Origin of the sequence: Bradyrhizobium sp. CCGB20 (assembly GCF_024199855.1) — a bacterium.
Taxonomy (GTDB): Bacteria; Pseudomonadota; Alphaproteobacteria; order Rhizobiales; family Xanthobacteraceae; genus Bradyrhizobium.
Genome location: NZ_JANADN010000001.1, coordinates 3,986,640 through 4,011,822, shown reverse-complemented (window position 1 = coordinate 4,011,822; position 25,183 = coordinate 3,986,640). Strand labels below are relative to the sequence as shown.

Genomic DNA, 25,183 nt, shown 5'->3' with positions numbered 1-25,183 from the left:
ATCCTCGCGGTGTAATCTCTGCGACGTACACGCGTCACATCCGCGTCGTCGGCTTCGCTCGATAATCGCTCCCCGTTCCGGACTACATCAGCGCGAAAAACTGCGCAGCGAGCTTGGGGGCATCGACATGAACAAGAAGATTCTTCTCTCCCTGATATCGGCAATGTCGCTCGCCACGTCGCTGGCCGGCGTGGCGCTTCCAGCCCGCGCCGACAACGACGATCGCGACCGCGGTTTCGGCAACTCCGGGGATCACGACCGCAATGGCGGCCATCATGGCCGCAAGTCGAAGGTCGTGCTGATCTCGCTCGACGGCGCCAAGCCCAATTTCATTCAGCAATTCATCGAGGAAGGCGTGTTGCCGCGTGACGGCGGCCTCGCGCGGCTGAGCCGCCGCGGCGCAGTGGCGCTGCAAAACGTGACGGCGTCGCCGTCGCTCACGGCCGTGTCGCACATCGAGATCGCCACCGGCTCGAACGCCGTCCACAACGACATCCCGTCGAACACCTTCGAGGCGATCGTCGCGCCGATCACATCGAGCATCAGCGGCTTCGCAGCCCCGATCGGCGGCTATCAGGAGAGCCCGCTCGGACCCTCGCCGCACCCGACTGCCGTGCCGTTGTGGGTGCAGCTTCGCCAGCAAGGCAAGAAGGTGGCCACAGCGACGTGGCCGGGCGGCGACGGTGCCGACATCTCCATCAACGGCACCGTGGTGCAGCCGGCTCAGCCGACCCGCATGACCAACTACACGGTGCCGTTTGGCGCGTTCGGCGGCCTTTCCGCCCAGGGCTTCGCGCTGACCCGGTCCGACTTCGCGTCCGATCCGGCCATCATCGCAGCGCTCCAGGCAAGCGGCCATTTCTCGTTCAGCCCGGTGCTGGTGACGACAACCCCAATCGAGACGTTCTCGTGCTCCTCGGCGCAGACCTCGACCTGCTCCAGCAATGCCGCAGCGTTCGACGTCAAATACGCGATCCGCGCAGCGGCGATCGACACCACCAACGACAACAAGGTGAACTATGACACCCTGGTGTTCTTCGACGCGTCGCAAGGCATCAAGCCGGGACCGTTCCACGCGCCGTCGACGGGACCCGCCTATGCCAGGTTCGGCGGCGAGAACGCACCGTTCTTCTTCGAAGGCAGCGGCGCCAAGGTCGGCGCCGCCTATTTCGTCTCGCAGCTTTCGCCCGACCTCTCGGTCGTGCGCTTCGCCCGCTATGGCGGCAACTTCATCCCGCGCAACACACCGGTGCTGGCCGACGTCGACGACATCAACAACAACATCGGCTTCTGGCGTCCACAGGCGGATTTCCGCATTCCGGAGCGCCTGAGCCCCGGCTTCACTGGTTTCCCCGACGTCGAGATCGAGGCGATGTTCGAGGACATGGTCAAGACCTTCGTGCGCTACCAGGCCGACATCGCCGAGCGCGCGATCCAGAACCATCCCGACGCCGATCTCGTCATGGTCTATATCGAGCAGCCCGACGGCTCCGAGCACCAATTCCTGCTCACCGATCGCCGCCAGGGCACCAGCCCGAAGGACCCGAACTCGATCGGCGCCAATCAGGATCCGGACAAGGTCGCGCGCTACGCATCGTATATCCGCTTCGCCTATCAGACCGCCGACAAGGCGGTGAAGCAGATCGCCGATGCGGCAGGCTCCGACAGCAACGTCATCGTGGTGTCCGATCACGGCTTCGCGCCGTTCCACACCTCGGTCAGCATGACCAATGTCCTGAAGAACGCCGGCATCGACACCGGCAAGCTGGCGATCCGCACCTCGGGTCCGGCGGTCAACATCTACGTCAACCTCCAGAACCGCGAATCCGGCGGCACCGTCGATCCCGCCACCTACAAGGCGCTGGTCGCGCAGATCACCGACGTGGTGAAAAACGCGGTCGATCCGAACCCGAAGTTCAACTTCTCGCTCGATAGCGGGCGTCTCTTCACCGTGGTCGAGACCCGGCCCGTGCAATGCAACGCCGGGACAGGATTGTGCACCAGCAAGACCATCGGCCAGGATTTCGGCGACGTGTTCGCGCTGATGGCGCCGGGCTACAATTTCGACGGCATCCAGAGCCCCGGCGTCGCCCGCCTCGGCGATGCTCCGTTCAACGCGACGACGACCACGCTATCGATGCCGAACTTCTACGGAGCCCATGGCCACGATCCCGAACTGCCGGTGATGAGCGCGACCTTCATCGCCGCCGGACCCGACATCCGGAAGACGACGATCCGGCGCATGCGCAATCTCGACGTGGCGCCGACCATCATGCAGATCCTCGGCGTCAGGCCGCACCAAGTCGACGGCGAGGTGCTGCGCGAGATCCTGCGCTGAAGCAGGCCGCATCGCCTGCGAACCGAGCCGATGGGAGCCGCGCGGCGCTCATCGGCATTTTTCTTGATGCGGTATGCTCACGTCTTCCGCCGCAGGCTCCAGAGCGTTCCAGCGCCGAGGACGGCGGTCACGAGCAGGATGGCGACGAAGGTCTGGATGATGGTGAAGTTGAGCGCATCGCGCGCGACGAACAGCGCGGTGATGGCGCCGGCCGCGACAAAGAAAATGCGAAAAATCAAGCTCATGGCCACGCCTCCAGGTTGGCATGACCTGGAGCCCGCGCCCTGGACATCGCGGCGCAGCACGCCGTAGGCAATCATGCGAGGTGAACTTTAGCGGTCCGCCGTCGCGCAGAATTGCGGCAGATCAAGCCTGCCCCGAAGCGTTATGCCGCTACTGCTTCGCCATCAATTCGAGTGCGGGCGCAAAGCGCTCGGCAAACGTCAACGACTTGGCGTGGTGGACCGCGGCGAACGACGCCGAGATTCCTGCTGAAGCAACCGCGAGCAAGGCAATTACCAGAACCAGACGGCGCATGTTCGCCTCCTGTGTGAGCTCGACACCCCAAAGTGGGGCCGCTCTGTTTCAGGACGGCTTCATCGCTCCGGAAAATGATTTCGCTCAAGCGGCTGTGATGAGGTCCGGCTTATCGGGCCTGCGTGCCGTAACCAACTGACAGTTATCGCTGCTGTCTTGCAGTGAACGCGAGCCGGGTCGGGAATTTTGCGCCCGCCACCATGATCGTGAACTGCATGAGCGCCGCGACAAGCGGCACCTGCTGAACACGGAGATATCGAGGACTATTCAAATGAACGTCGTCATCCGGAAACTCAACGGTCTGTGGCACCTTGTCGTCGGGTCGTGCCAGATCCGAACGCCGTTCCTGGACACCCAGGACCGCGCGCTGGTCGTGACTTACGCCCGGCGCGTCTACCCCGGCGCCAAGATCTTTCAGCGCGACTGATGCGAGCGCCCCGCGCCTAATCATCCTCCGCCGGCCCGCACCAGCCGGGCAGATAGATCGCGTCCTTGCTCTTGGCCGAGAACAGCGCCTTCTCGAGTGCCTTATCGAAATTGGCATCGACCGCCTTGCGCGACAGCTTTCGGCGCAGAAAATCAGCCCACAGGAATTCGGAGAACGGGGTGGTATCCTTGGCGAAGCCGCCCATGCGGCGGAGCTCGCCGGCAAGACTGCGGAAGGGATCGTCCTTGAGATCGGCCACCGATTTCGGCAGATCGCGGAACGGCCGCCGCTCGCCCTTGGCGTCGTAGGGATAGACCCAGCGCTTGTTGTCCATCACGCCCCAGAACGCCTCGCGCTCGACCATGCGGAGATCGCCGACCACGGTCACCAGCACTTCCTTGATGCCCTCGTCATGCAGCGCCCGGCCGAGATGATGGTGGTCGATCACGTAGTAGCGCAGGTCGGGCCCGTACACGACCGGGATCATGTGGGTGCCGAGCAGCTCGGATTGCTTTTTCTTACCGTGCTCGCGCCATCGCTTGCGCTTCTCCTTGACCTCGCGCATGCCGACCGTCATCTGCGTCGGGCGGAGCGACAGGATCGGCACCGGATGAACTCTCGGCTCGCGCGCGTTGGTGGTGGTCATGGTCGAGGGGCCCTCACATGGTTGCAACCCGGTGGTCCGGTTCCCCCGATTATGCCATGGGCCCTGCGGCGGCAAAATGCGTTCGACCCGGACGCGGAGATCACAAGCCGATGTTCACGCGCGCCGGCTGTCGAAGCTCCAGGGTGTTGTTGCAACGCAACCCGCGTTTCCTGACATCGACCTGACGGCCGGCGCCGCGTTCATTGGCGAGCCGCCCGGGAAACGTGCCATGAAAGATAGTGCGGAAGCGCAATGCACGTGCGCGTTGAGAATATTTTCTGCAACGCATTCACCACGTATGCTATCTAAAAATCGCTGCTTCGGAGTGATCCCCGCACCATGAAACCTCAGCGGCCCATCAGCTCGGATGACGAGCACCGGGTGCTCCAGTTCAGGCCGCGCACCGCGCCTCCCCCGGCAGCCCACCGGGGCAGCGGCACCGTGCAGCCGCTCCGCGTTGCGCCCGAGCCGCTCGACCTGTCGCGCTACGAGCAGCCCCGCCGGGAACCGGACAATTTCCGCCACCGCATGCTCGCCAATATCGCGGCGCTCGCCTTTACGATCGCGCTGACCGCCATCGGGATCTGGCTCGCGGTGAGCATTGCCGACCTGCGCCGCACCCAGGACTGTGTGCTGATGGGGCGCCGCGACTGCGCCAGGATCACGACGCCCCATATCTAGGCACGCCGCCCGGCTGAAAGCCCCGCCCACGGCATCCCCAGCCCCTGTCGCCGGGGCCGTCCGGCTCCATTGAACTCAGGGCGGCGCTCCGATATACGGGCTTTCGACCCGGCCAGAGGGGGGTTTGAGGGCGTCATCGGGGCGCGACGCCCACCCACCACGCCACTCTGGAAAATCAGACAAATATCTGCAATATATCAAAGGCTTAGTGATGTCCTCCACATTCGATCAGGTCGCTACGATCATCGCTGAAACCTGCGACATCCCGCGCGACACGATCACGCCGGATAGCCACGCCATCGATGACCTCGGCATCGACAGCCTCGATTTCCTGGACATCGCGTTCGCGATCGACAAGCAGTTCGGTATCAAGCTGCCGCTGGAAAAGTGGACCCAGGAGGTCAACGACGGCAAGGCGACGACGGAACAGTACTTCGTGCTGAAGAATCTGTGCGCCCGCATCGACGAACTGGTTGCGGCCAAGGGCGCGAGCGCCTAAGCGCGCGGTCATGCAACTCGAATACTTCCACATGATCGATCGCGTCGTCGACCTCAACGTCGACGCGAAGACGATTGTCGTCGAGGCCCAGGTCCCGAAGGAAAGCACCATCTTCGAGGGGCACTTCCCGGGCTATCCCCTGATGCCCGGCGTGCTCCTGATCGAATCGATGGCGCAGGCCTCGGGCTGGCTTCAGCTTGGCGTGCTCAAATTCGAGCGCATGCCGATCCTGGCCGCCGTGAAGGAGGCCAAGGTCCGCGGCTCGGTCTTCCCCGGCGATCTCATGAGCATCGAGGCGACCCTGTCGCATCAGGGCTCGGGCTACGCGGTGACCGAGGCCAAGATCAAGGTCGGCGGCAAGCTGCGCGCGAATTCGACGCTCACCTTCACGCAAATCCCCTTCCCCAATGCGGATATGCGCGGCTTCATGGACGCGGTCGCAAAGCGCGTCGGCTTTCCGCAACAGGCCGTATCGCCATGACTGAGACTGCTTCGAAGCCCGGCCAGACGGAAGTCTGGATCACCGGCATCGGCCTTGCCACCTCGCTCGGCGAAGGCCTGGACGCCAATTGGGCCGCGCTTCAGGAGAAGCGCATCAATGTCGACGAGAAGGGCTTTGCGCCCTACATCGTGCATCCCCTGATGCCCGTGACCTTCGACAGCCAGATCCCGAAGAAGGGCGACCAGCGCCAGATGGAAGCCTGGCAGCGCATCGGCACCTATGCCGCGGGCCTTGCGCTGGATTCGGCCGGGATCAAGGGCAACAAGGACATCCTGTCGAAGATCGACATGGTGGTGGCCGCCGGCGGCGGCGAGCGCGACCTCAACGTCGATACCGGCGTGCTCACGGCCGAGGCCAAGGGCGCCAATGCGCCCGGCTTCCTCAACGAACGGCTGATGAGCGATCTCAGGCCGACGCTGTTCCTGGCGCAGCTCTCGAACCTGCTCGCCGGCAACATCGCCATCGTGCACGGTCTCGGCGGCACCTCGCGCACCTTCATGGGCGAAGAGGTCGCGGGCGCCGATGCGGCGCGCATCGCACTGGCGCGCATCGCCTCGGGCGAGAGCGACATTGCGCTGATCGGCGGCTCGCATAATGGCGAGCGCAAGGACCTGATGGTCCTCTACGAATTCGGCGACTTCAATCTGAAGGACAAGTTCGCTCCCGTCTGGGCGCGCAAGGACCACGCCGGCTTCGCGCTGGGATCCGCCGGCGCCTTCCTGGTGCTGGAATCCAAGGCGCATGCGGAAGCGCGCGGTGCAAAGCCGTACGCAAAGCTGTCGAGCGTCGTTGCCGACCTCGCCCGGCGCAAGCAGCCCGGTGACATGGCCGCGACGCTGGAGAAGCTTTGGGCCAAGCTGCCCAAGCGCGAGGGCAAGGGCGCGATCATCTCGGGCGCGACCGGCGCGGAGCCCGCGACGTCAGAGGAGCGCGGCTTCCTGCAGGGCCATGCCGACTTCCCGGTCCGCTCGACCGGCACGATGTTCGGCCACACCATGGAAACGCAATTCCCGCTCGGCATCGCGCTCGCGGCGCTCTCGATCTCGCGCGGTGCGCTGTTCCCGCCGAACGATTCGACCGGGACCGAGATTGAAATGCAGGGGGCACCCACCCAGATTGTGGTGGTGGGAGCTGGACACTGGCGCGGCGAAGGCATGGCGCTGGTCGAGGCCGTGAGCTGAAGCGCAGTCGCGCTTGAGCCGGATGATGCTGTAGCGCTATCGGGGGATCGACATGACTGCACCACGCGACAAATTCGGGCGTCCCGTCGTCGTCGTCACCGGCATGGGCATCATGACCTCGCTCGGTAGCGGCAAGGCCGACAATTGGGCGAAGCTCGTCGCCGGCGAATCCGGCATCCGCACCATCACGCGCTTTCCGGTCGACGGCCTGAAGACGACGATGGCCGGCACGGTCGATTTCGTCAGCGTCGATCCGTTCTCCTCCACCGGCCTGTCCGAGCGGATGGCCGAGCTGGTGACCGAGGAAGCGCTCGAGCAGGCCGGCATCGGCGCCAAGGCCGATTTCCCCGGCCCGCTCTTCCTTGCGGTTGCACCGGTCGAAGTCGAGTGGCCGCAGCGCCGTGAGCTCGGCCGCGCCGTCGGCGCGCAGGATTTCACCTATGACGATCTGCTGCGCATCTCCGGCGGCGGCAAGTACAGCGCCTATCATCACCGCTTCATGTTCGGCTCGGTCGCCGCACACCTCGCCGAGACCTTCGGCACCAAGGGCTCGCCGATCTCGCTGTCGACGGCCTGCGCCTCGGGCGCGACCTCGATCCAGCTCGGCGTCGAGGCGATCCGCCGCGGCGAGACCGATGCCGCGCTGTGCGTGGCCACCGACGGCACCGTGAATCCGGAAGCGCTGGTGCGCTTCTCGCTGCTGTCGGCGCTGTCGACCCAGAACGATCCGCCCCAGGCGGCCTCCCGCCCCTTCTCCAAGAACCGCGACGGCTTTGTCATGGCCGAGGGCGCCGGCGCGCTCGTGCTCGAAAGCTATGAAGCGGCAACCGCGCGCGGCGCGAAAATCCTCGGCGTGATCGCCGGCTGCGGCGAGCTCACCGATTCCTTCCACCGCACCCGTTCCTCGCCCGACGGCAAGCCGATCATCGGCTGCATGAACAAGACGCTGGCCGATGCGGGCATGACGCCGGACCAGATCGACCACATCAACGCGCACGGCACCGCGACGCCCGAAAACGACAAGATGGAGTTCAACACGACGTCGGCCGTGTTCGGCGAGCTCGCGCAGAAGATCCCGGTGACCTCCAACAAGTCGATGGTCGGCCACACCATCTCGGCCGCAGGCGCGGTCGAGGCGATCTTCTCCCTGCTCACCCTCGAGCATCAGCGCATTCCGCCGACGATCAACTACGACAATCCGGATCCCACGATCCTGTTCGACGTCGTCGGCAACAAGGCGCGCGATGCCCGCGTCACCGCGGTGATGTCGAACTCGTTCGGCTTCGGCGGCCAGAACGCCTCGCTGATCCTGACCCGCGAACCGGCCTGACCGGACGCATGGCGCTGATTTCTCTCGGCACGAAGATCCGCGCCCGCAATGCAGCCAAATCGATCGGCGGCGGCCTCATCGGCGCCGCCACCGTCGGTATGCTGCGCACCACGCGCCATTTCGATCCGGCCAAGACCTCGGATTTTTTCGCGCGCGTCGTCAAGCTGATCGGGCCGCGGCTGCGCGAGCACCGCATCGGCCGCGCCAACCTCGCCGCCGCCTTTCCCGAGAAGTCGTCGGAAGAGATCGAACGGATCCTGATGGGCGTGTGGGACAATCTCGGCCGCGTCGGCGCCGAATTCGCCCATATGGACCATGTCTGGGATTACGACCGCGAGCATCCGGAGAAGAGCAAGATCGAACTGCCCAAGCGCAGCATCGAGCTGTTCGACCAGATCCGCGACGACGGCAAGCCGGCACTGATCTTCGCCTCGCATCTCGCCAACTGGGAGCTGCCGGCGCTCGCCGCCGTCGCGCACGGGCTCGACGCCGCGATCCTGTACCGACGGCCGAACATCGCCTCGGCCGACCGCATCATCCAGGAGATGCGCCAGGTCAACATGGGCACGCTGATCCCTGCCGGCCGCGACGCGCCCTTGCGGCTCGCGCAGGCGCTGAAGGACGGCAAGCACGTCGCCATGCTGATCGACCAGTACCTGACCGGCGGCGTCGAGGTCACCTTCTTCGGCCGCAAGACCCGCGCCAACCCGATGCTGGCGCGCCTGCTGCGCCAGGTCGAATGCCCGATCCATGGCGTCCGCGTCATCCGCAAGCCCGGCGGCCGCTTCGCCGCCGAGCTGACCGAAGAGATCCCGCCGGTGCGCGATGCCGACGGCAAGATCGACATCCAGGGCACGACCCAGGCGATCACCAGCGTCGTGGAAGGCTGGGTGCGCGAGCATCCCGAGCAGTGGCTGTGGCTGCATCGCAGGTGGCGGTAGCCGCCTTCACTGCTCCGGCAGACCTGCATCCACCATGGACTGGACGACGCGAGCGGACGCCTCGAGAAACGCCGGACTCGTATTCCCCTTCGGCGGCGAGACGTTGAGCCTGGTCGTACCGGGCCGCAGCCTTAGGCCCTCCTCGATCGCCGCCTTGGCCTCCTCCTTCCGGCCTACCCTATAAAGGGCCGCCGCAAGCAGCATGTGCGAACGGCCGGACGCCGACGTGATCGCGATCGAACGCTGCAACCAGGGCAGCGCCTCCTCGCCCTGCCCCTTCAAGAGCGTCGCCCAGCCCGCGCCAAGCAGCCAGGTCCAGCGGGAGGACGGCGGCGTGTCGTAGCGATCGGCCTGGCGGAACGTCGCGAGCGCGTCGTCGAAGCGGCCGAGATGGATCTGCCCGAGGCCGATCAGATAGAGCGCAGGTCCGTTCCACGGATCGAAGCTCAGCGCCTTGGCGCAGGTGACGAGACTTTCGACGAAATGATTGGTCGCGCTGAGGAAACGGCAATAGGCCTCGAGCACCGGGATCGAATTCGGCTTCGACCGCAATGCCTGCTGGAGCGTCGCATTGGCCTTGGCCTCGACCGCGACAGCCTCATCGGGGCTGAACCAGGCCATCTGGATGCCGCGCAGTTGCAGCGAAGACAGCGCAACGGCGATGTCGAGATTGTCGGGCTCGTCAGCGAGCGCCTTTTGCAGCATGCTCTGTGCCATGCCGAAGCGCTCGCGCGTGGTCTGGTTGATCGACGCGATGGCCTGCTCGATCGCGACTTTGTCGCCTCCGGCCGACGCCCCGCGCGCGCGTGCGGACGGCGCGTTCGACTCCAGCACGTCGTTGAGGCGCCGCGCCAGCACATGACCGACCCCGGCGACGAGACGCGACTGTTGCAGCTGCGCGTCCGCTTCGTCCGCGTCGACAGATGCGGCAACGACCGACTGAACCTCGCCGGTGCCCGCCTTGATGATGCGCGCGCGCAGCGTCCAGGACTGATCGTTTTGCTGCAGCTCGCCGCGAACTTCGTAGTCCGGTGACGTCACGGACGCACTGGCCTTGTCGGCACCCGCCACCGCCGACGGGCGCGGCGCCACGACGCTGATGTTCTGGATCTTCGCAAAACCGTCCGTGAGACGGCCGGTGACCTCCGCCGCCATCATCGCGCCGCGCGGGTCGTTGCTGGCGTCAACGATCGGCATCACGGCGACGCGCGGCGGCGCCCGCCTGGACAGCAGCTCCGGCTTCCACACCGGCACGGCCGCCGCAATTGCGAGGATGATGGCGCAGAGCCCCGTCGCGGCAACGACCTCAGCACGCCGGGGTAATCCCAGGATGAAACGCCCCGGCGCCGCAGGTGCAGCCGCAGCTTCGGCTGGCAGCACTGGGGCGCTTTGCACCAGCCCGGCCAAGGGAAGCTGCTCGACCTCGGCGGGGATGGAAACCGGCTCGGCCAGAACCTCCGCCGTCAGCGAATAGCCGCCGCCCGAGGCGAGCTTGATGAGCTGCCGCCGTTCGTCGCCGAGCGCGGTGCGAAGCTCCCGGATGCATTGAAAAAGGCTGTCCTCGCCGACATGGACGTTCGGCCAGACCGCCTCCATCAGCTTCTGCTTGGTCAGGACCCGGCCGCCGCTGGTCGCGAACACGCGCAGCATCTCGAAGGTCTTGGGCCGGAGCTTGATCGCAACGCCATCGGCCCCACGCAGCTCTGCGCGCTGCTGATCCAGCTCGAAACCGGCGAAGCGAAGCAACTTGTCCCCCAAAACGTCTCTCCCGGCCGCTCATATAGGTGAAGTTTGTCGAGATTGACCGAAAAGCGGGCCTGAAACGGAAATATCAGAAATCTTCAGAAAGCTCCTGCCCCCCTTATCAGGACGCCAGCCCGGACCCAATGCGATGAATCGGGACGCGGACTCGCGACCGCGCGGACTGGGGGAAATGGTGAGGACGGGGAAAGATTGTTTCGGGGCGACCCGCCACCTGCGGGCCGCGCTGCTGTCGTCGTCGGCACTGGCCTTGGCCTGGACCCTGCCGGCCGGCTCCGCCCGCGCGCAGGATGCGACATGGCTCACCTCACCGGGGTCGAATATCTACAACACCGGCAGCAACTGGAGCACCGGCTCGGTGCCGACAGGCACTGCGTATTTCGGCACATCGAGCCAGACGAACCTGACGTTGGCGACCGCCGTCTCCGTCGGCAAGTGGTATTTCAACGTAGGTGCTTCGTCCTATACCTTCAACATCCCCAACGGGAGTGGGCTAAGCTTCACCGACGGCGGCATGGCCCTCTGGGGAGGCAGCTCCACCATCAATAACAGCGGCGCCTTGAATTTCTACAACTCCAGCGTCAGCCAGGGCACCATCATCAATAACAATTTCCTGACCTTCTGGGGCATGAGCGCGGCGGGCCAGGGCACTATCACCAACAACTACATCCTGTCGTTCAACGGCAACAGTTTCAGCGGCGGCACGACCATCATCAACAACCACGCCATGGCGTACCAGGAGACCAGCTTTGCCGGCTACGGCACCGGCCTTACCAACAATTCCTATCTGGAATTCCGCAACACGGCCCGCGCCGGCAACGGATCCTCCATCACCAACAGCGCGGGCGCCGACCTGTACTTCAAAGCCAGCAGTCGGGCCGACGGAGGTTCCACCATCGCCAACTCCGGCAACCTGTACTTCTCCGAGGGCAGCACTGCCGGCAATGCATCCATAACCAATAACAGCCAGCTGTACTTCAGCGACGCCAGCAAGGCCGGAAGTGCCAGCATCACCAACAGCGCCGGCGCTGTCGTGAATTTCAGCAACACCAGTACGGCCGATAACGCCGCTATCACCAACGACGGCATCGTCGATTTCTCGCCAAGCGCTGGCGTGAACAACGACCACAAGCTCAGCGCCGGCTCGATTGCCGGTGCTGGCCAGTATTTCCTCGGCTCCAACGAGTTGACCGTCGGCTCCAACAACCTGTCGACCACGGTCACCGGCGTGATCGCAGATGGCGGTTCTGCCGGCGGCACCGGCGGCTCGCTGGTCAAGGTCGGGACCGGCGTGCTGGCACTGGCAGGAACCAACACCTATACCGGCGGCACGACGATCAACGGCGGCACACTGAGCGTCAGCGGCGACGCCAATCTCGGCGATGCAGCCGGCGCGCTGACCTTCAACGGCGGCACGTTGCAGATCACTGGAACGTCTTTCCATTCGACCGCGCGCGCCATCAATTGGGGCGCGGGGGGCGGCGGCTTCGACATCGCCGATTCCGCCAACACGTTCACGGTGAGCCAGTCGCTCGGCGGCGCCGGCGGCCTCACCAAGCTGGGCGCTGGAACGCTGGTGCTGTCAGGCACCAACACCTATGGCGGCGGTACCACGATCGCGGCCGGCACCCTGCAGGTCGGCAATGGCGGGACGACCGGCTGGATCGTCGGCAATGTCGTCAACGACAGCGTGCTCGCCTTCAACCGCAGCGACACGATCACCTTCGCCGGCGAGATTTCCGGCAGCGGCGCCGTGCAGAAACTCGGCTCGAACACCACGATCCTGACAGGAAACAACAGCTACACGGGCACCACCACGGTCGCGGCCGGCACCTTGCAGATCGGCAATGGCGGGACGACCGGCTCGATCGCCGGCAATGTCGTCAACGACGGCGTTCTCACCATCGACCGCAGCGACGCGGTCACCCTGCCCGGCGATATCTCAGGCAGCGGTTCCCTGCGGCAGGTCGGTTCGGGCACCACGATCCTGACCGGCAGTAACAGCTACACGGGCGGCACCACGATCGCGGCCGGCACCTTGCAGATCGGCAATGGCGGGACGACCGGCTCGATCGTCGGCGATGTCGCCAACGACGGCGTGCTCGCCTTCAACCGCAGCAACACGCTCACCCTGGCCGTCAATATTTCCGGCAGCGGTTCCGTGCAGCAGGTCGGTTCGGGTACCACGATCCTGACCGGCACGAACACCTATAGCGGCGACACGATCGTCTCCGGCGGCCGGCTGCAGTTCGGCGACGGCAGCGCAAGCGGCAGCACCAATCTGGCCGGCAACATCAACGTAACAGGCGGCACGCTGGCGATCCAGGCGCCGGCGACCCTGAACGTCGCGCAGACGGTGACCTTCGGCAACAACACCGCACTCTCCATCGTCGCGGGCACGAACAGCCCGGCGCTGTCCGCCGACGGCGTCACGATCGGCAACGGCGTTGCCTTCAACGTCAGCGGCATCAACGATGCGAGCCAGCTCGACAAGGTGCTGATCGACACACGATCGGGCATCAGCGGCGACTTCGCCAACGTCACCATTGGCGGTTTCAGCGGAACGGTGGATTACCTCACGATGTCCGTCCGCAAGTCGGCCGACAGCCTGCAATACCTCGCCAGCTACGGCCTGAGCTGGACGGCAGGCAACTCCCTCGCCCATGGTACCTTCACGCTGACCAACGCCAGCGACAGTTTCACGGTGGGGGCGGCACTGACGGATCAGGCGGCGAACCCCGCGACAGGCTGGGACGGCAAATCGCTCACCAAGGCTGGCGCCGGCACGCTCATCCTGACCGGACAGAACACCTATAGCGGCGGCACGACGGTGTCGGGCGGCACGCTCCAGATCGGCAGTGGTGGTGCGACCGGCTCCATTCTGGGTACTGTGACCGTCAACAGTGGGGCCACATTCGAGGTCGTCAACGCCGACACGAGCGGCATCACCAACCTCGCGAACGGCGGGCTCACAAACTTTCGCAACAGCTCCAACGCCGGCAACGCCAACGTCGCCAATACCGGCCAGTTGAATTTCCATGACACGAGCACCGGCGGTACCGCCACCATCACCAACGACGGCAACCTGACGTTCAATAATTCGAGCAACGCAGGCAGCGCCGCGATCACCAACAACTCCAATCTCTATTTCTGGCACAGCGCATCGGCCGGCAGCGCTCTGATCGACAATCTGGGTACGACGAACTTCAACGACACCAGTTCGGCCGGCACCGCGACGATCAACAACACTTCCGGGGCCACCCTGGCCTTCAATGGTTCAAGCACAGCCAGCGGCGCCAACATATCCAACAGCGCCAATCTGAACTTCAACAATTCGGCCTCGGCCGGCAGTGCGGCCATCACCAATGCAGGCACGCTCGAATTCAAGGACGTCGCCACGGCAGCCAATGCTCAGATCACCACGACTGGCCTGACGAATTTCAGAAACACCAGCTCGGCCGGCAACGCAACACTCACCGTCAACGGCAGTTACTATAGCTACGTCAACTTCTACGACACGAGCACGGCCGGCAGCGCCACGATCAACGTCGACATCGCTAACCTCTATTTCCGGGATACGAGCACGGCCGGCAACGCCACCATTGTCAATAACGGCGGCCTCATCACCTGGAACAGCGCTACGCTCGGCAACGCCACCATCACCAATAACCAGGGCCTCTTTCTGGAAGACAGCAGCTCGGCCGGCAACGCGACGATCACCAATAACGACCGGATCTACTTCTATTACAGTTCGACGGCTGGAACCGCCACGATCGCCAACAATCACAGCCTGAATTTCTGGGGCGACTCCAGCGCCGGCAGCGCACGCATCACCAACGCCGCCGCGGGCACGCTCGAGATCGTCAACAGCAGCACTCTGGCCAACGCTACGGTCATCAATAGCGGTCAGATGAGTTTCTGGGGCGGCAATTTCGGCGACGTCCCCACGGCCGGTAACGCGACCATCACCAACAATGCCAGCGGCACGATCGAATTCCGCAACAGCGGCACCGCCGGCAGTGCGACCATCACGAACAACGGTCAGATGCGGTTTACCAGTGCCTCCACGGCCGGAAGCGCCACCATCATCAACAACAGCCAGCTAAGCTTCGATACCAATACCACGGCTGGCAGTGCCGCCATCGTCAACAGCGGCAACGTGCTGTTCGACGGAAACTCGACGCCCGGCAATGCGCAGCTCGTCAACGCCGCGCCCGGCGCGGTCTTCGATCTCTCGATGACAACAGGCCCGAACGGCGACAACAGGCTCACCGCCGGCTCGCTCGCCGGCAGCGGGACCTTCCAGCTCGGCGGCAAGGAGCTGACAGTCGGCAGCAACAATCTGTCGACCACCGTCACCGGCGTGCTCACCGACGGCGGATCCGGCGGTTACACCGGTGCCTCGCTAGTAAAGGTCGGCACCGGCAGGCTGACCCTGTCGGGCGTCAACACCTATACCGGCGCAACGACGGTCGACGGCGGTACGCTGGCGGTGAACGGCGATATCACGGCATCGAGCGGCGTGACCGTGAACGCGGGCGGTTTTCTCGGCGGCACCGGCATTGTCGGCAACACGGCGATTGCGAGCGGCGGCGCGCTGGCGCCCGGCAATTCCGTGGGCACCCTCACCGTCAGCGGCAACCTCACCTTCAGTGCCGGCAGCTCGTACACGGTCGAGGTCTCCACGAACGGGGCCGACCGCACCAACGTCACGGGCACCGCGACGCTCGCCGGGGCCACGGTACAGGCGGTCGCCATCCCCGGCAGCTTCCGCGGCCAGACCTTCACGCTCCTCAATGCGGCCGGCGGCTTCGGCGGAACGCAGTTCGCCGGGCTGAGCATTGCCGGCACGTTCAGCCCTGCCCGCAATCCGCGTCTTACCTACGACCTCAACAACGTCTATCTCGTGCTGGATCCCGGCACGATCATGTTGCCGCCGGGCACGAGCGGCAACCAAACCAACGTTGCCGGCGGCATCAACAATGCGGTCAACAGCGGTGCGACACCGCCCGCCGGCTTCGATACGTTGCTCAACATGAGCGGCGCGCAGTTGAACCGCGCGCTGAGCGAGGTCTCGGGCCAGCCCGGCGCCGCCAGCACGCAGGCCGGGTTCAATGCCATGCAGCAGTTCATGGACATGCTCGAGCCCTTCAATGGCGGCACGGATGGCGGGCGCGGCACGGACGCTGCGGATGGTGGCGTGCTCGGCTATGCCGCCACCGGCGAGAGCGACGCCAGGGTGCGCGAGGCCTACGCCGCGGTGACACCGGTTGATGCCAGCAGCGACGTCATCGACCGGCGCTGGGGTGTGTGGGCCTCAGGCTATGGCGGCGCCAGCACGCTGAACGGCAACGCCGCGGCCGGTTCGAGCTCCACCACCAGCCGCATCTACGGCACCGCTGTCGGCGCGGATTATCGCCTCTCGCCAGATACGCTGCTCGGCTTCGCTCTCGGCGGCGCCGGCTTCAACTTCTCCGTTGCGGATGCGCTCGGCAGCGGCCGCGCCGATGTCTTCCAGGCCGGCCTCTATGCACGTCACAATTTTGGCCCCGCTTACGTGTCGGCGGCGCTTGCCTATGGCTGGCAGGACGTCACCACCGATCGCACCGTGACGGTATCAGGCACAGACAAGCTCACCGCGAACTTCAAGGCGAGCACCTTCGCCGGCCGCCTGGAAACCGGCTGGCGCTTCGTGCCCGCCCCCGCCTTCGGCGTGACGCCCTACGCGGCGGTGCAGGCCACTTCCTTCCACCTCCCCGGCTACGGCGAGACCGCCCTCGTCGGCAGCAACCAGTTCGCGTTGTCCTACAGCGCGCAGGACACCTCCAATGTCCGCTCCGAGCTCGGCGCCCGCACCGACCAGCGCTTCTTCGTCAGCGACGGCCTTCTCACCCTGCGCGGCCGGCTCGCCTGGGCGCACGACACCAACACCAACCGTTTCGTGAACGCCGCCTTCCAGACACTGCCCGGCGCCGCCTTCACCGTCAGCGGCGCGCAACCGGCGGCCGACTCCGCGCTGGTCGGCGGCCGCGCCGAGATGAAATGGCGGAACGGCTTCTCGCTCGCAGGTACCGTCGAGGGTGAGTTCTCCCGCAGCACGCAGACGTACACGGGCAAGGGCACGGTGCGCTATGAGTGGTAAGGCCCGGAGCGCGCTTTCGTCATAGTCAGCTGTCATCGCCCGGCTCGACCGGGCGAGCATGACAGCGAGGGTTAGGAAGCGGCTTGCGCTCCTGACGCACGCTTCGCATCGAGAGCGGCATTGGACCCGATGGCGACGATGCCGTTCTGCCAGTGTTTTGCCCGACGAGTCAAAGGACCTGAACCTGACGGAAATTCAGCCTCGTCCAACTGTCCTGAGGGTTCACTTTTCGCGGCGCGCTAAGTGCTTCAAACGTTTTTGCGCCGCCGGAGCGATTCAACCAAACCGCATCGCGACTTAGACCCCGCCACCGCCATCCCGACGCCGGTCACTTTTCTACTGTGCATGGGGTCGTTTTGCAGAAAATGAGTCGCGGGGGTGATCCGAGGCGCGATCGCGGCCCCTCACCTTCCCGTCTTCACCTTGGTCCAGAGCCGGTTGATGATGCGCTGGGTGGCCGGCTCGCGCGCCGTGATGACGAACAGTTTTGCGAGCGTCGCCTCGTCCGGATAGATGTTCTTGTCATCAAGGATCTTTGGGTCGACCAGCTTCTGGCTGGCGAGGTTGCCGTTGGCGTAGGACAGGAAGTCCGAATTCTTGGCGGCAACGTCCGGACGGTAGAGATAGTTGATCAGCTCGTAGGCTTCCTTGACGTTCTTGGCGTCCGCCGGGATCGCGAGATTGTCGAAGAACATCTGCGCCCCCTCCTTCGGGATGGTGTAGCCGATCTCGACGCCGCTCTTGGCTTCCGCCGCGCGGGCGCGCGCCTGCATGATGTCGCCGGACCAGCCGACCACGAAGCAGATCTCGCCGGTCGCGAGCGCGCTCAGATATTCGGACGAGTGAAACTTGCGCACCGACGGACGAACCTTCGCCACGGTGTCAGCGGCCTTCTCGAGGTCTGCCTGCTTGGTCGAGTTCGGATCGAGCCCGAGATAGCTCAGCGCCGCCGGAAAGATGTCGTCGGCGGAGTCGAGCATGTGCACGCCGCAGTCTTTGAATTTTGCGAGGTTCTCCGGCTTGAAGACGATGTCCCAGCTGTCGATCTTGGCATCTGGCCCGAGGATCGCCTTCACCTTGGCGACGTTGTAGCCGATGCCCGTCGTGCCCCACATGTAGTTGGCGGCGTAGACGTTGCCCGGATCGTAGATGCCGAGGCGCTGCGTCACCACCGGCCAGGCATTGGCCAGATTGGGCAGCTTCGCCTTGTCGAGCTTCTGGAAGATATTGGCCTTGATCTGGCGCTGGAGGAAGTACGCTGTCGGCACCACAACGTCGTAGCCGGACTTGCCGGCCATCAGGCGCGTCTCCAGCGTCTCGTTGGCGTCGAAGGTGTCGTAGACCACCTTGATGCCGGTCTCCTTGGTGAAGGCCTCCAGGACATCCGGGGCCATGTAGTTGGACCAGTTGTAGAAGTTGACGACCCGCTCCTCGGCCCCGGCGGGGGCGGAGAGCAACGTCAGCATCGCGGCGAGTGCAACACCAAGGCGAAGCGAGGCGCGGCTGACGTTCGTCATCTCAGATCTACCTCTTGCGCCCGCGCACCGCGTCCGACAGCCGCTCCAGCGCGGTGTCGAGGGTCTCGTCCTTCTTGGCGAAGCAGAAGCGCACCACGGAGGTCACCGGGTCCTGCTCGTAGAAGGCCGAGACCGGGATCGCCGCGACCTTGTAGTCCTTCACGATGCGCCAGCAGAACTCGGTGTCGCTTTCGTTGAGGCCAAGCGGCGACAGGTCGACGGTGAGGAAGTAGGTGCCTTGCGACTTCAGCACGGGGAAGCCGAGGCTTTCGAGGCCCTTGGTCAGGCGGTCCCTGCTCCGCGTCAGGTCCTTGCGCATCGACAGGAAGTAGTCGTCGGACTTGCCGAGGCCGTAGGCGACGGCGGCCTGCAGGTTCGGCGCAGTGGTGAAGGTCAGGAACTGGTGCACCTTGGCGGCGACACGCAGCAGCGGCGGCGCGGCGCAGACGAAGCCGATCTTCCAGCCCGTCAGCGAGAAGATCTTGCCGGCCGAGCCGACCTTGATGGTGCGGTCGCGCATGCCGGGGATGGTGATCAGCGGGATGTGCTTGTGCTCGTCGAAGGTGACGTGCTCCCAGACCTCGTCGCAGATCGCGATGACGTCGAACTCCTGGCAGTAGCGCGCCAGCAGTTCGAGGTCTTCGCGCGGATAGACCACCGCGGACGGATTCAGGGGATTGTTGAAGAGCACCGCCTTGGTCTTTGAATTGAAGACGCTTTTCAGCATGTCCTCATTCAGCCGCCAGTGCGGCGGCTCGAGGCGGACGAGGCGCGGAATGCCGCCGGCCTGCCGGATGATCGGCAAGTAAGAATCATAGACCGGCTGGAAGCAGACCACCTCGTCGCCGGGCTGGACCACCGCGAGGATCGCCGAGGTCAGTGCCTCGGTGCCGCCGGAGGTCACCATCACCTCGCTCATCGGATCGAGCTTGAGGCCGTGCCAGTGGCCGTAATGGGTCGCGATCGCCTGGCGCAGCTCCGGCAGGCCCATCATCGACGGATACTGGTTGTAGCCGTTCAGCGAGGCGTCGGCCGCGGCGCGGCGGATGTCCTCCGGGCCCGGATCGTCGGGAAAGCCCTGGCCGAGATTGATGGCGGCATTGTCGCGCGCGGCCTGCGACATCGCCTCGAAGATGGTGACGGGAAGGTCGGCGAAGACGTTGTTCAGCGAGGAGCTCTTGGTCGTCATCGCGCGGTCAGCCACCGACCTTGCTGGGAAGACCCGCCGCCTTCCAGCCGAGCATGCCGCCGGCCAGATGCTTGTCGTAAGGCAGGCCCGCCGCCTGCGCCGCGAGCGAGGCCGTCACCGAGCGCTTGCCCGAGCGGCAGGCGAACACGACCTCCTTGCCGGCGGGATCGGGGATCGCCTTGGGATCGAAGGTCGAGAGCGGCACCACGACGCCGTAAGGGTAAGCCTCGGCCTCGACCTCGTTCGGCTCGCGCACGTCGACGAGCAGATAACGCCCTTCCGCGACGCCCTTGGAGACCTCGTCCGGGGTCAGATCCTGTACTTGATGTGCCACATCATCCTCCAACGTCGCGAGCAGCCTGCCGGGGCGATCCCGGCGGGCGGCAACCTCGCCTCTCAGGCACCAAAAATCAAGCGCTACAAAGGCTTGAGCTGCCTCGCGCAAGTTAAAGCTAAATCGCAGCGACTTGAAGTGTGCTTTGAATCCTAGGCCGGGATGGCCGGCCTAGATCGTCACCTGGGTGCCGACCTCGACCACGCGGCCAGAGGGGATCTGGAAATAGTCGGTGGCGTCGTTGGCGGAGCGGCTGAGCGAGATGAACAGCCGGTCCTGCCAGCGCGGCATGCCGGAATGGGCGGCGGGCTTGAGCGCCCTGCGCGACAGGAAGAACGAGGTCGACATGATGTCGAACTGCCAGCCGAGCTTGCGGGCGATCGCCAGCGCCTTCGGCACGTTGGGCGATTCCATGAAGCCGAACTTCAGTGTCACCTTGGAGAAGGTCGGTGAGATCTGCTCCAGCCTGACGCGCTCGGCCGGATCGATGCGTGGGGTCTGCGCGGTCTCGATGGTGAGAATGACGTTCTTCTCATGCAGCACTTTGTAGTGTTTCAGACTGTGCATCAGCGCGGTCGGCGCGCTGAGCGGGTCCGAGGTCAGGAAGACAGCGGTGCCGGGCACGCGCTGCGGTGGCCGCTTCTCCAGCATCGCCACGAGGTCGGCGAGCGGGAACTCGAGCTTGCGCGACTTCTCGAACAGCAGCCGGCTGCCGCGCCGCCACGTGTACATCAGGATGATCATGAGCGCGCCGAGCGCCAGCGGCACCCAGCCGCCCTCGAACACCTTCAGCAGGTTCGCGGCGAGGAAGGTCAGATCGAGGCACAGGAACGGCACGATCAGGGCGGCGGCCGCGAACGGCGACCACTTCCAGACCCTCCAGATCACGACGAAACCCATCATCGCCGTAACCACCATGGTCCCGGTGACCGAGATGCCATAGGCCGACGCCAGCGCGCTGGAGGAGCGGAACAGGAGCACCAGCAGCACCACCGCGACCAGCAGCAGCTGGTTGATGCGCGGGATGAAGATCTGGCCGGAATGGGCTTCGGACGTATGGCGAATTTCGAAGCGCGGCAGCAGGCCGAGCTGGATCGCCTGGCGCGTCAGCGAATAGGCGCCGGTGATGACGGCCTGGCTCGCGATCACGGTGGCGGCGGTGGCGAGAACGACCATGCAGCCGCGGAAAAAACCTTGCGGGAAAAGCTGGAAGAACGGGCTCACGATCGCACCGGGATCGCCGAGGACGAGCGCGCCCTGCCCCAGATAGTTCAGCGCCAGCGACGGCAGCACGATGAACAGCCAGGCGGTCTGGATCGGCCGCTTGCCGAAATGGCCGAGGTCGGCATAGAGCGCCTCGGCGCCGGTGACTGCCAGGAACACCGCGCCCAGCGTCACGAAGCCGATAATGCCGTGGTGGAACATGAAGGACACGGCATAGAGCGGGTTCAGCGCGAACAGCACCTGCGGCTGCTCGATGATCGGATGGATCGCCGCCACCGCGATCACCGCGAACCAGACGCACATGATGGGGCCGAAGAACGCGGCGACGCGGGCGGTGCCGCGCGACTGCACGGCGAACAGGCCGACCAGAATGATCACGGTCAGCGGCACGATGTAGGGCTCGAACCGCAGGGTGACGTCCTTCATGCCTTCGATCGCCGACAGCACCGAGAGTGCCGGCGTGATCACGGCATCGCCGTAGAACAGCGCGCCTGAGATGATGCCGAGCAGGACGATGGTCGCCCCGCCGGTACCGACCGCGCGCTGGGCCAATGCCATCAGCGCCAGGGTTCCGCCCTCGCCATTGTTGTCGGCGCGGAGCAGGATCACGACGTATTTGAGCGTCACCACGACAATGAGCGCCCACAGGATCAGCGAGAGCACGCCAAGCACGGCCGCCGGCGTCGGCAACCCCTCGGCGCCCGAGGCGGCCATCACCGCCTCGCGGAACGCGTAGAGCGGGCTGGTGCCGATATCGCCGTAGACGACGCCGATGCTGCCGAGCGTCAGGGCACCGAAACGGGCGGTGGTGTGGGCATCGCCATGCCCATTGGCCGCCGCCGTTTCCGGGGCGGAAATCGCTACGTCACTTGTCATGGGAGAGCCCAGTGGCCTCTAAATGCTTCACTGCACAACGGCGGAAGAGCGCGCGGCTTATAGTCCTGCGCTGCCGGCATAGCCTAGCCCGATTTCGGGCCCTTGCCATGCGAAATTCGCATGGGTTAGCCAGTTGCGTTCAAATAGTCACCTGGGTTCCGACTTCAACCACCCGCCCGGTGGGAATCTGGAAATAGTCGGTGGCGTCATTGGCGGACCGGCTCAGCGCGATGAAGAGATGGTCCTGCCACAGCGGCATGCCCGACTGGGCCGAGGCCTTGAGCGACCTGCGCGACACGAAGAACGAGGTCGACATGATGTCGAACTGCCAGCCCTGCTTGCGCGCGATGGCGAGCGCCTTGGGCACGTTGGGCTGCTCCATGTAGCCGAAGCGCAGCCGCACTTTTGAGAACTTCTCGCTGATCTTCTCCATCCTGAACCGTTCGGACAGGTCGACCCGCGGCGTATGCGCGGTCTCGATGGTCAGGATCACGTTGTGCTCGTGCAGCACCTTGTTGTGCTTGAGATTGTGCAGCAGCGCGGTCGGCACGAAGGCGGGATCGCTGGTCAGGAACACCGCGGTGCCCTTGACGATGTGCGGCGGGCGCTTCTCCAGGCTCCGGATCAGATCGTCGAGCGGCACCTCGATGCGGCGCGTCTTCTGGATCAGGATTCCCGAGCCCCGCCGCCAGGTCCAGATCGTCCCGGCCATGGCGACGCCGAACAGCAGCGGCACCCAGGCGCCCTCGAGCAGTTTCAGGAGATTGGCGCTGAAGAAGCTTATGTCGACGACGACGAACGGCACGATCACCGCGGCAGCCGTCGCGGCCCGCCAGTTCCACAACTTCCAGATCACGACGAAGCCCATGACGCCGTCGGCGACCATGGTGGTGGAGACCGCGATGCCGTAGGCCGAAGCCAGATTGCTGGGGGTGTGGAACAGCAGCACCAGCAGCATCACGCCGATCAGCAGCAGCCGGTTCACGCGGGGCAGATAAATCTGGCCGGCATGGGTCTCGGAGGTGTAGCGCACCTCGAAGCGCGGCAGGAGGCCAAGCTGCACCGCCTGATAGACCAGCGAATAGGCGCCGGTGATCACGGCCTGGCTCGCGATCACGGTCGCCGCGGTCGCAAGTCCAACCAGCGGCAGCACCAGACTCTCAGGCACCATGCGATAGAACGAATGCTCGATCGCGCTGGGATCGGACAGCACCAGCGCACCCTGCCCGAAATAGTTGATCAGGAGCGCGGGCAGCACGAAGAACATCCAGGCCGACTGGATCGGCTTGCGGCCGAAATGGCCGAGATCGGCATAGAGCGCCTCGCCGCCGGTGACCGCCAGGAACACGGCGCCCAGCGTCACCAGACCGATCGTGCCGTGCGACAGCAGGAATTGCAGCGCGTAATAGGGATTGATCGCTGCAAGCACCGACGGATCATCGGCGATATGCACGGCGCCCATCACCGCAAGAACGGTGAACCAGACCACCATCACCGGCCCGAAGGCCGAGGCCACCAGCGCCGTCCCCTTGCTCTGCACCGCGAACAGCAGCGCCAGGATGATGACGGTGAGCGGCACAACATAGTGCTCGAACGCGGGCGTGGCGAGCTTAAGGCCCTCGACCGCGGACAGCACCGAGATCGCCGGCGTGATCATGGAATCGCCGATGAACATGGAGGCGCCGACCACGCCGAGCGCCATCAGGAACCAGCTTCGACGCCCGAGCGCGCGCTGGCCGAGCGCCATCAGCGAGAGCGTGCCGCCCTCCCCGTTGTTGTCGGCGCGCAGCAGCAGCAGAACGTATTTGGCGGTGACGACGATGAAGAGCGCCCACAGGATCAGCGAGAGCACGCCGAGCACCATGACCCGCGAGACCGGCTCGCCATGGGCCGCGCCCCTGACCGCCTCGTGGAATGCGTAGAGCGGCGAGGTGCCAATATCGCCGAAGACAACGCCGATGCTTCCGAGCGTCAGGCCCCAGAAACCCGAGGTGACCGGCCCGTCCTGAGCTTCGGTCGATGTGATGCTCGCCGTCATGGAGACTAGAAACGCTTCTTCCCGAGAATTGATCCGGCGCCTTTTGACGTTTCCGGCGCGCCTGTCAATCGGCACGTCACCATAGCAGGCGCCGGGACAGATGCTGTGACGGCGCAGCAACTGCGGTCACAGCGCGACGACATGCCTCAGGTAAGATGGTAGCGCAAGTGCCTATTGCCCTACGGCTTCAAATTCGGCGGCAGCGGCGGATCCTCGCGCATCAGCGTGATCGTCACCCGACGGTTGGCCGCGAGCGAGGGATCATCCGGAAATAGCGGCTGGGTGTCCGCCTTGCCGGCGACGGCGAAGATGTGCGAGGCCGGCAAGCCCTCGCGTTCGAGGATCTGGCGCACGGCATTGGCGCGGTCGGCCGACAGGTCGAAGGCGCCGTAGTCGCTGCGGGTCGGCACGAATCCGGCTGCGGTATGGCCGGCGATGGAGACGCGAAGCGGCGTGGCCTTGAGCGGGATGGCGAGCTTCTCGATCAGGCGGCGGGTGCGATCATAGGGCACCTTCGAGCCGTCGGCGAACATCGAGCGGCCGTCCTGGTCGACGATCTCGAGATTGAGGCCCTGCTTGGTCTCCTCGAACATGATGTGCTTGGACATTTCGGTCAGTTCCGGCATGTCCTGCAACGCCTGGCGCAGCGAGGCTGCGGCGAGCGCGAAATTGCGATCGACCTTGATCTTCGCGCCCGATGTGCGGTCGCGGTCCTCCTGGTCCGGTGTCGGCGTGTTGGAGGCATCCTCGGGCTGGATGTGGTCGACGTTCTTCAGCCGCGGACGGGTCGGCAGACCATCGGACTCGACGATACCGGCGTAACGCGCTTCGCTCTGCACGCCGAAGGCGTCGCGCATGGAGCCGGCGACGATCTTCAGCTTGTTGGCGTCCTGCGTCGAGAATGCGACGAGCATCACGAAGAAGCTCATCATCAGGCCCATCAGGTCGGCGAAGGTCACGAACCAGCCGTGACCGCCACCGTGAGCATCGCCGCGCTTCTTCTTGGCCATCTCTCAAAAT

19 protein-coding genes are annotated in these 25,183 nt (G+C 65.0%); 9 read left to right on the top strand and 10 right to left on the bottom strand.

Features of this window, described 5'->3' with window-relative positions:
* Nucleotides 1–127 precede the first annotated feature (127 nt).
* A complete protein-coding gene (locus NLM15_RS18345) occupies nucleotides 128–2,338 on the top strand; it encodes an alkaline phosphatase family protein (protein WP_254118467.1) in 2,211 nt (736 codons plus the stop codon).
* A 77-nt stretch (nucleotides 2,339–2,415) separates the two neighbouring features.
* Here the strand turns inward: NLM15_RS18345 and NLM15_RS18340 are convergent, their stop codons facing one another.
* Nucleotides 2,416–2,583 carry a hypothetical protein gene (locus NLM15_RS18340; protein ID WP_254118466.1) on the bottom strand — a complete coding sequence of 56 codons (168 nt, stop codon included), beginning with the start codon at nucleotides 2,581–2,583 and terminating at the stop codon, nucleotides 2,416–2,418.
* 148 nt (nucleotides 2,584–2,731) lie between these two features.
* Nucleotides 2,732–2,875, bottom strand: coding sequence for a hypothetical protein (locus tag NLM15_RS18335; RefSeq protein WP_254118465.1), 144 nt, complete (start codon nucleotides 2,873–2,875; stop codon nucleotides 2,732–2,734).
* A gap of 271 nt (nucleotides 2,876–3,146) precedes the next feature.
* Between NLM15_RS18335 and NLM15_RS18330 the strand changes: the two genes are divergently transcribed.
* Nucleotides 3,147–3,302, top strand: coding sequence for a hypothetical protein (locus NLM15_RS18330; RefSeq protein WP_254118464.1), 156 nt, complete (start codon nucleotides 3,147–3,149; stop codon nucleotides 3,300–3,302).
* Between the two features lie 16 nt (nucleotides 3,303–3,318).
* Here the strand turns inward: NLM15_RS18330 and NLM15_RS18325 are convergent, their stop codons facing one another.
* Complete coding sequence (locus NLM15_RS18325) at nucleotides 3,319–3,948, bottom strand: ParB-like protein (protein WP_254118463.1); 630 nt, start codon at nucleotides 3,946–3,948, stop codon at nucleotides 3,319–3,321.
* 339 nt (nucleotides 3,949–4,287) lie between these two features.
* Here NLM15_RS18325 and NLM15_RS18320 point away from each other — a divergent pair, with 339 nt between their 5' ends.
* The 6 genes from NLM15_RS18320 to NLM15_RS18295 all read left to right on the top strand — a co-directional run bounded on the left by NLM15_RS18320 (nucleotide 4,288) and on the right by NLM15_RS18295 (nucleotide 9,082).
* Nucleotides 4,288–4,629, top strand: coding sequence for a hypothetical protein (locus NLM15_RS18320; protein WP_254118462.1), 342 nt, complete (start codon nucleotides 4,288–4,290; stop codon nucleotides 4,627–4,629).
* Nucleotides 4,630–4,840: 211 nt separating this feature from the next.
* The gene (locus NLM15_RS18315) at nucleotides 4,841–5,128 is read left to right on the top strand and encodes an acyl carrier protein (RefSeq protein ID WP_007592476.1); all 288 of its coding nucleotides are present in this window, start codon (nucleotides 4,841–4,843) and stop codon (nucleotides 5,126–5,128) included.
* Between the two features lie 10 nt (nucleotides 5,129–5,138).
* Entirely contained in the window at nucleotides 5,139–5,609 is a 471-nt protein-coding gene (locus NLM15_RS18310; RefSeq protein ID WP_254118461.1) for a 3-hydroxyacyl-ACP dehydratase FabZ family protein, read from the top strand.
* Nucleotides 5,606–6,811 carry a beta-ketoacyl-ACP synthase gene (locus tag NLM15_RS18305; protein ID WP_254118460.1) on the top strand — a complete coding sequence of 402 codons (1,206 nt, stop codon included), beginning with the start codon at nucleotides 5,606–5,608 and terminating at the stop codon, nucleotides 6,809–6,811. The genes NLM15_RS18310 and NLM15_RS18305 overlap by 4 nt, the downstream gene beginning before the upstream one ends.
* 52 nt (nucleotides 6,812–6,863) lie before the next feature.
* Nucleotides 6,864–8,141, top strand: a complete 1,278-nt coding sequence (locus NLM15_RS18300) for a beta-ketoacyl-ACP synthase (protein ID WP_254118459.1) — start codon at nucleotides 6,864–6,866, stop codon at nucleotides 8,139–8,141.
* An 8-nt stretch (nucleotides 8,142–8,149) separates the two neighbouring features.
* Nucleotides 8,150–9,082 (top strand): lipid A biosynthesis lauroyl acyltransferase, encoded by a 933-nt coding sequence (locus tag NLM15_RS18295; RefSeq protein WP_254118458.1) that lies wholly within the window; start codon nucleotides 8,150–8,152, stop codon nucleotides 9,080–9,082.
* Between the two features lie 6 nt (nucleotides 9,083–9,088).
* On the opposite strand, the gene NLM15_RS18290 is transcribed toward NLM15_RS18295, so the two are convergent.
* A complete protein-coding gene (locus NLM15_RS18290; protein WP_254118457.1) occupies nucleotides 9,089–10,840 on the bottom strand; it encodes a winged helix-turn-helix domain-containing protein in 1,752 nt (583 codons plus the stop codon).
* Between the two features lie 175 nt (nucleotides 10,841–11,015).
* Here NLM15_RS18290 and NLM15_RS18285 point away from each other — a divergent pair, with 175 nt between their 5' ends.
* The gene (locus NLM15_RS18285) at nucleotides 11,016–16,985 is read left to right on the top strand and encodes an autotransporter-associated beta strand repeat-containing protein (protein WP_254118456.1); all 5,970 of its coding nucleotides are present in this window, start codon (nucleotides 11,016–11,018) and stop codon (nucleotides 16,983–16,985) included.
* 404 nt (nucleotides 16,986–17,389) lie between these two features.
* Here the strand turns inward: NLM15_RS18285 and NLM15_RS18280 are convergent, their stop codons facing one another.
* The 6 genes from NLM15_RS18280 to NLM15_RS18255 all read right to left on the bottom strand — a co-directional run bounded on the left by NLM15_RS18280 (nucleotide 17,390) and on the right by NLM15_RS18255 (nucleotide 25,173).
* Entirely contained in the window at nucleotides 17,390–18,502 is a 1,113-nt protein-coding gene (locus NLM15_RS18280) for a polyamine ABC transporter substrate-binding protein (protein WP_254118455.1), read from the bottom strand.
* Nucleotides 18,503–18,509: 7 nt separating this feature from the next.
* Entirely contained in the window at nucleotides 18,510–19,691 is a 1,182-nt protein-coding gene (locus tag NLM15_RS18275) for an aminotransferase (RefSeq protein WP_254118454.1), read from the bottom strand.
* A gap of 7 nt (nucleotides 19,692–19,698) precedes the next feature.
* Nucleotides 19,699–20,025 (bottom strand): rhodanese-like domain-containing protein, encoded by a 327-nt coding sequence (locus NLM15_RS18270; RefSeq protein ID WP_220007747.1) that lies wholly within the window; start codon nucleotides 20,023–20,025, stop codon nucleotides 19,699–19,701.
* 171 nt (nucleotides 20,026–20,196) lie between these two features.
* A complete protein-coding gene (locus tag NLM15_RS18265) occupies nucleotides 20,197–22,125 on the bottom strand; it encodes a potassium transporter Kup (RefSeq protein WP_254118453.1) in 1,929 nt (642 codons plus the stop codon).
* Nucleotides 22,126–22,264: 139 nt separating this feature from the next.
* The gene (locus NLM15_RS18260; protein WP_254118452.1) at nucleotides 22,265–24,163 is read right to left on the bottom strand and encodes a potassium transporter Kup; all 1,899 of its coding nucleotides are present in this window, start codon (nucleotides 24,161–24,163) and stop codon (nucleotides 22,265–22,267) included.
* 179 nt (nucleotides 24,164–24,342) lie between these two features.
* Nucleotides 24,343–25,173: a flagellar motor protein MotB gene (locus NLM15_RS18255; protein WP_071915125.1), complete on the bottom strand. Its 831-nt coding sequence runs from the start codon at nucleotides 25,171–25,173 to the stop codon at nucleotides 24,343–24,345.
* Nucleotides 25,174–25,183 lie beyond the last annotated feature (10 nt).

What these genes read in the sequence shown, in the direction of transcription:
- NLM15_RS18345 (WP_254118467.1), top strand. Translation starts at nt 128, where the DNA reads ATGAACAAGAAGATTCTTCTCTCCCTGATATCGGCAATGTCGCTCGCC.
- NLM15_RS18280 (WP_254118455.1), bottom strand. Translation starts at nt 18,502, where the DNA reads ATGACGAACGTCAGCCGCGCCTCGCTTCGCCTTGGTGTTGCACTCGCC.
- NLM15_RS18265 (WP_254118453.1), bottom strand. Translation starts at nt 22,125, where the DNA reads ATGACAAGTGACGTAGCGATTTCCGCCCCGGAAACGGCGGCGGCCAAT.
- NLM15_RS18285 (WP_254118456.1), top strand. Translation starts at nt 11,016, where the DNA reads ATGGTGAGGACGGGGAAAGATTGTTTCGGGGCGACCCGCCACCTGCGG.
- NLM15_RS18320 (WP_254118462.1), top strand. Translation starts at nt 4,288, where the DNA reads ATGAAACCTCAGCGGCCCATCAGCTCGGATGACGAGCACCGGGTGCTC.
- NLM15_RS18295 (WP_254118458.1), top strand. Translation starts at nt 8,150, where the DNA reads ATGGCGCTGATTTCTCTCGGCACGAAGATCCGCGCCCGCAATGCAGCC.
- NLM15_RS18260 (WP_254118452.1), bottom strand. Translation starts at nt 24,163, where the DNA reads ATGACGGCGAGCATCACATCGACCGAAGCTCAGGACGGGCCGGTCACC.
- NLM15_RS18300 (WP_254118459.1), top strand. Translation starts at nt 6,864, where the DNA reads ATGACTGCACCACGCGACAAATTCGGGCGTCCCGTCGTCGTCGTCACC.
- NLM15_RS18275 (WP_254118454.1), bottom strand. Translation starts at nt 19,691, where the DNA reads ATGACGACCAAGAGCTCCTCGCTGAACAACGTCTTCGCCGACCTTCCC.
- NLM15_RS18330 (WP_254118464.1), top strand. Translation starts at nt 3,147, where the DNA reads ATGAACGTCGTCATCCGGAAACTCAACGGTCTGTGGCACCTTGTCGTC.
- NLM15_RS18305 (WP_254118460.1), top strand. Translation starts at nt 5,606, where the DNA reads ATGACTGAGACTGCTTCGAAGCCCGGCCAGACGGAAGTCTGGATCACC.
- NLM15_RS18255 (WP_071915125.1), bottom strand. Translation starts at nt 25,173, where the DNA reads ATGGCCAAGAAGAAGCGCGGCGATGCTCACGGTGGCGGTCACGGCTGG.
- NLM15_RS18340 (WP_254118466.1), bottom strand. Translation starts at nt 2,583, where the DNA reads ATGAGCTTGATTTTTCGCATTTTCTTTGTCGCGGCCGGCGCCATCACC.
- NLM15_RS18315 (WP_007592476.1), top strand. Translation starts at nt 4,841, where the DNA reads ATGTCCTCCACATTCGATCAGGTCGCTACGATCATCGCTGAAACCTGC.
- NLM15_RS18335 (WP_254118465.1), bottom strand. Translation starts at nt 2,875, where the DNA reads ATGCGCCGTCTGGTTCTGGTAATTGCCTTGCTCGCGGTTGCTTCAGCA.
- NLM15_RS18325 (WP_254118463.1), bottom strand. Translation starts at nt 3,948, where the DNA reads ATGACCACCACCAACGCGCGCGAGCCGAGAGTTCATCCGGTGCCGATC.
- NLM15_RS18310 (WP_254118461.1), top strand. Translation starts at nt 5,139, where the DNA reads ATGCAACTCGAATACTTCCACATGATCGATCGCGTCGTCGACCTCAAC.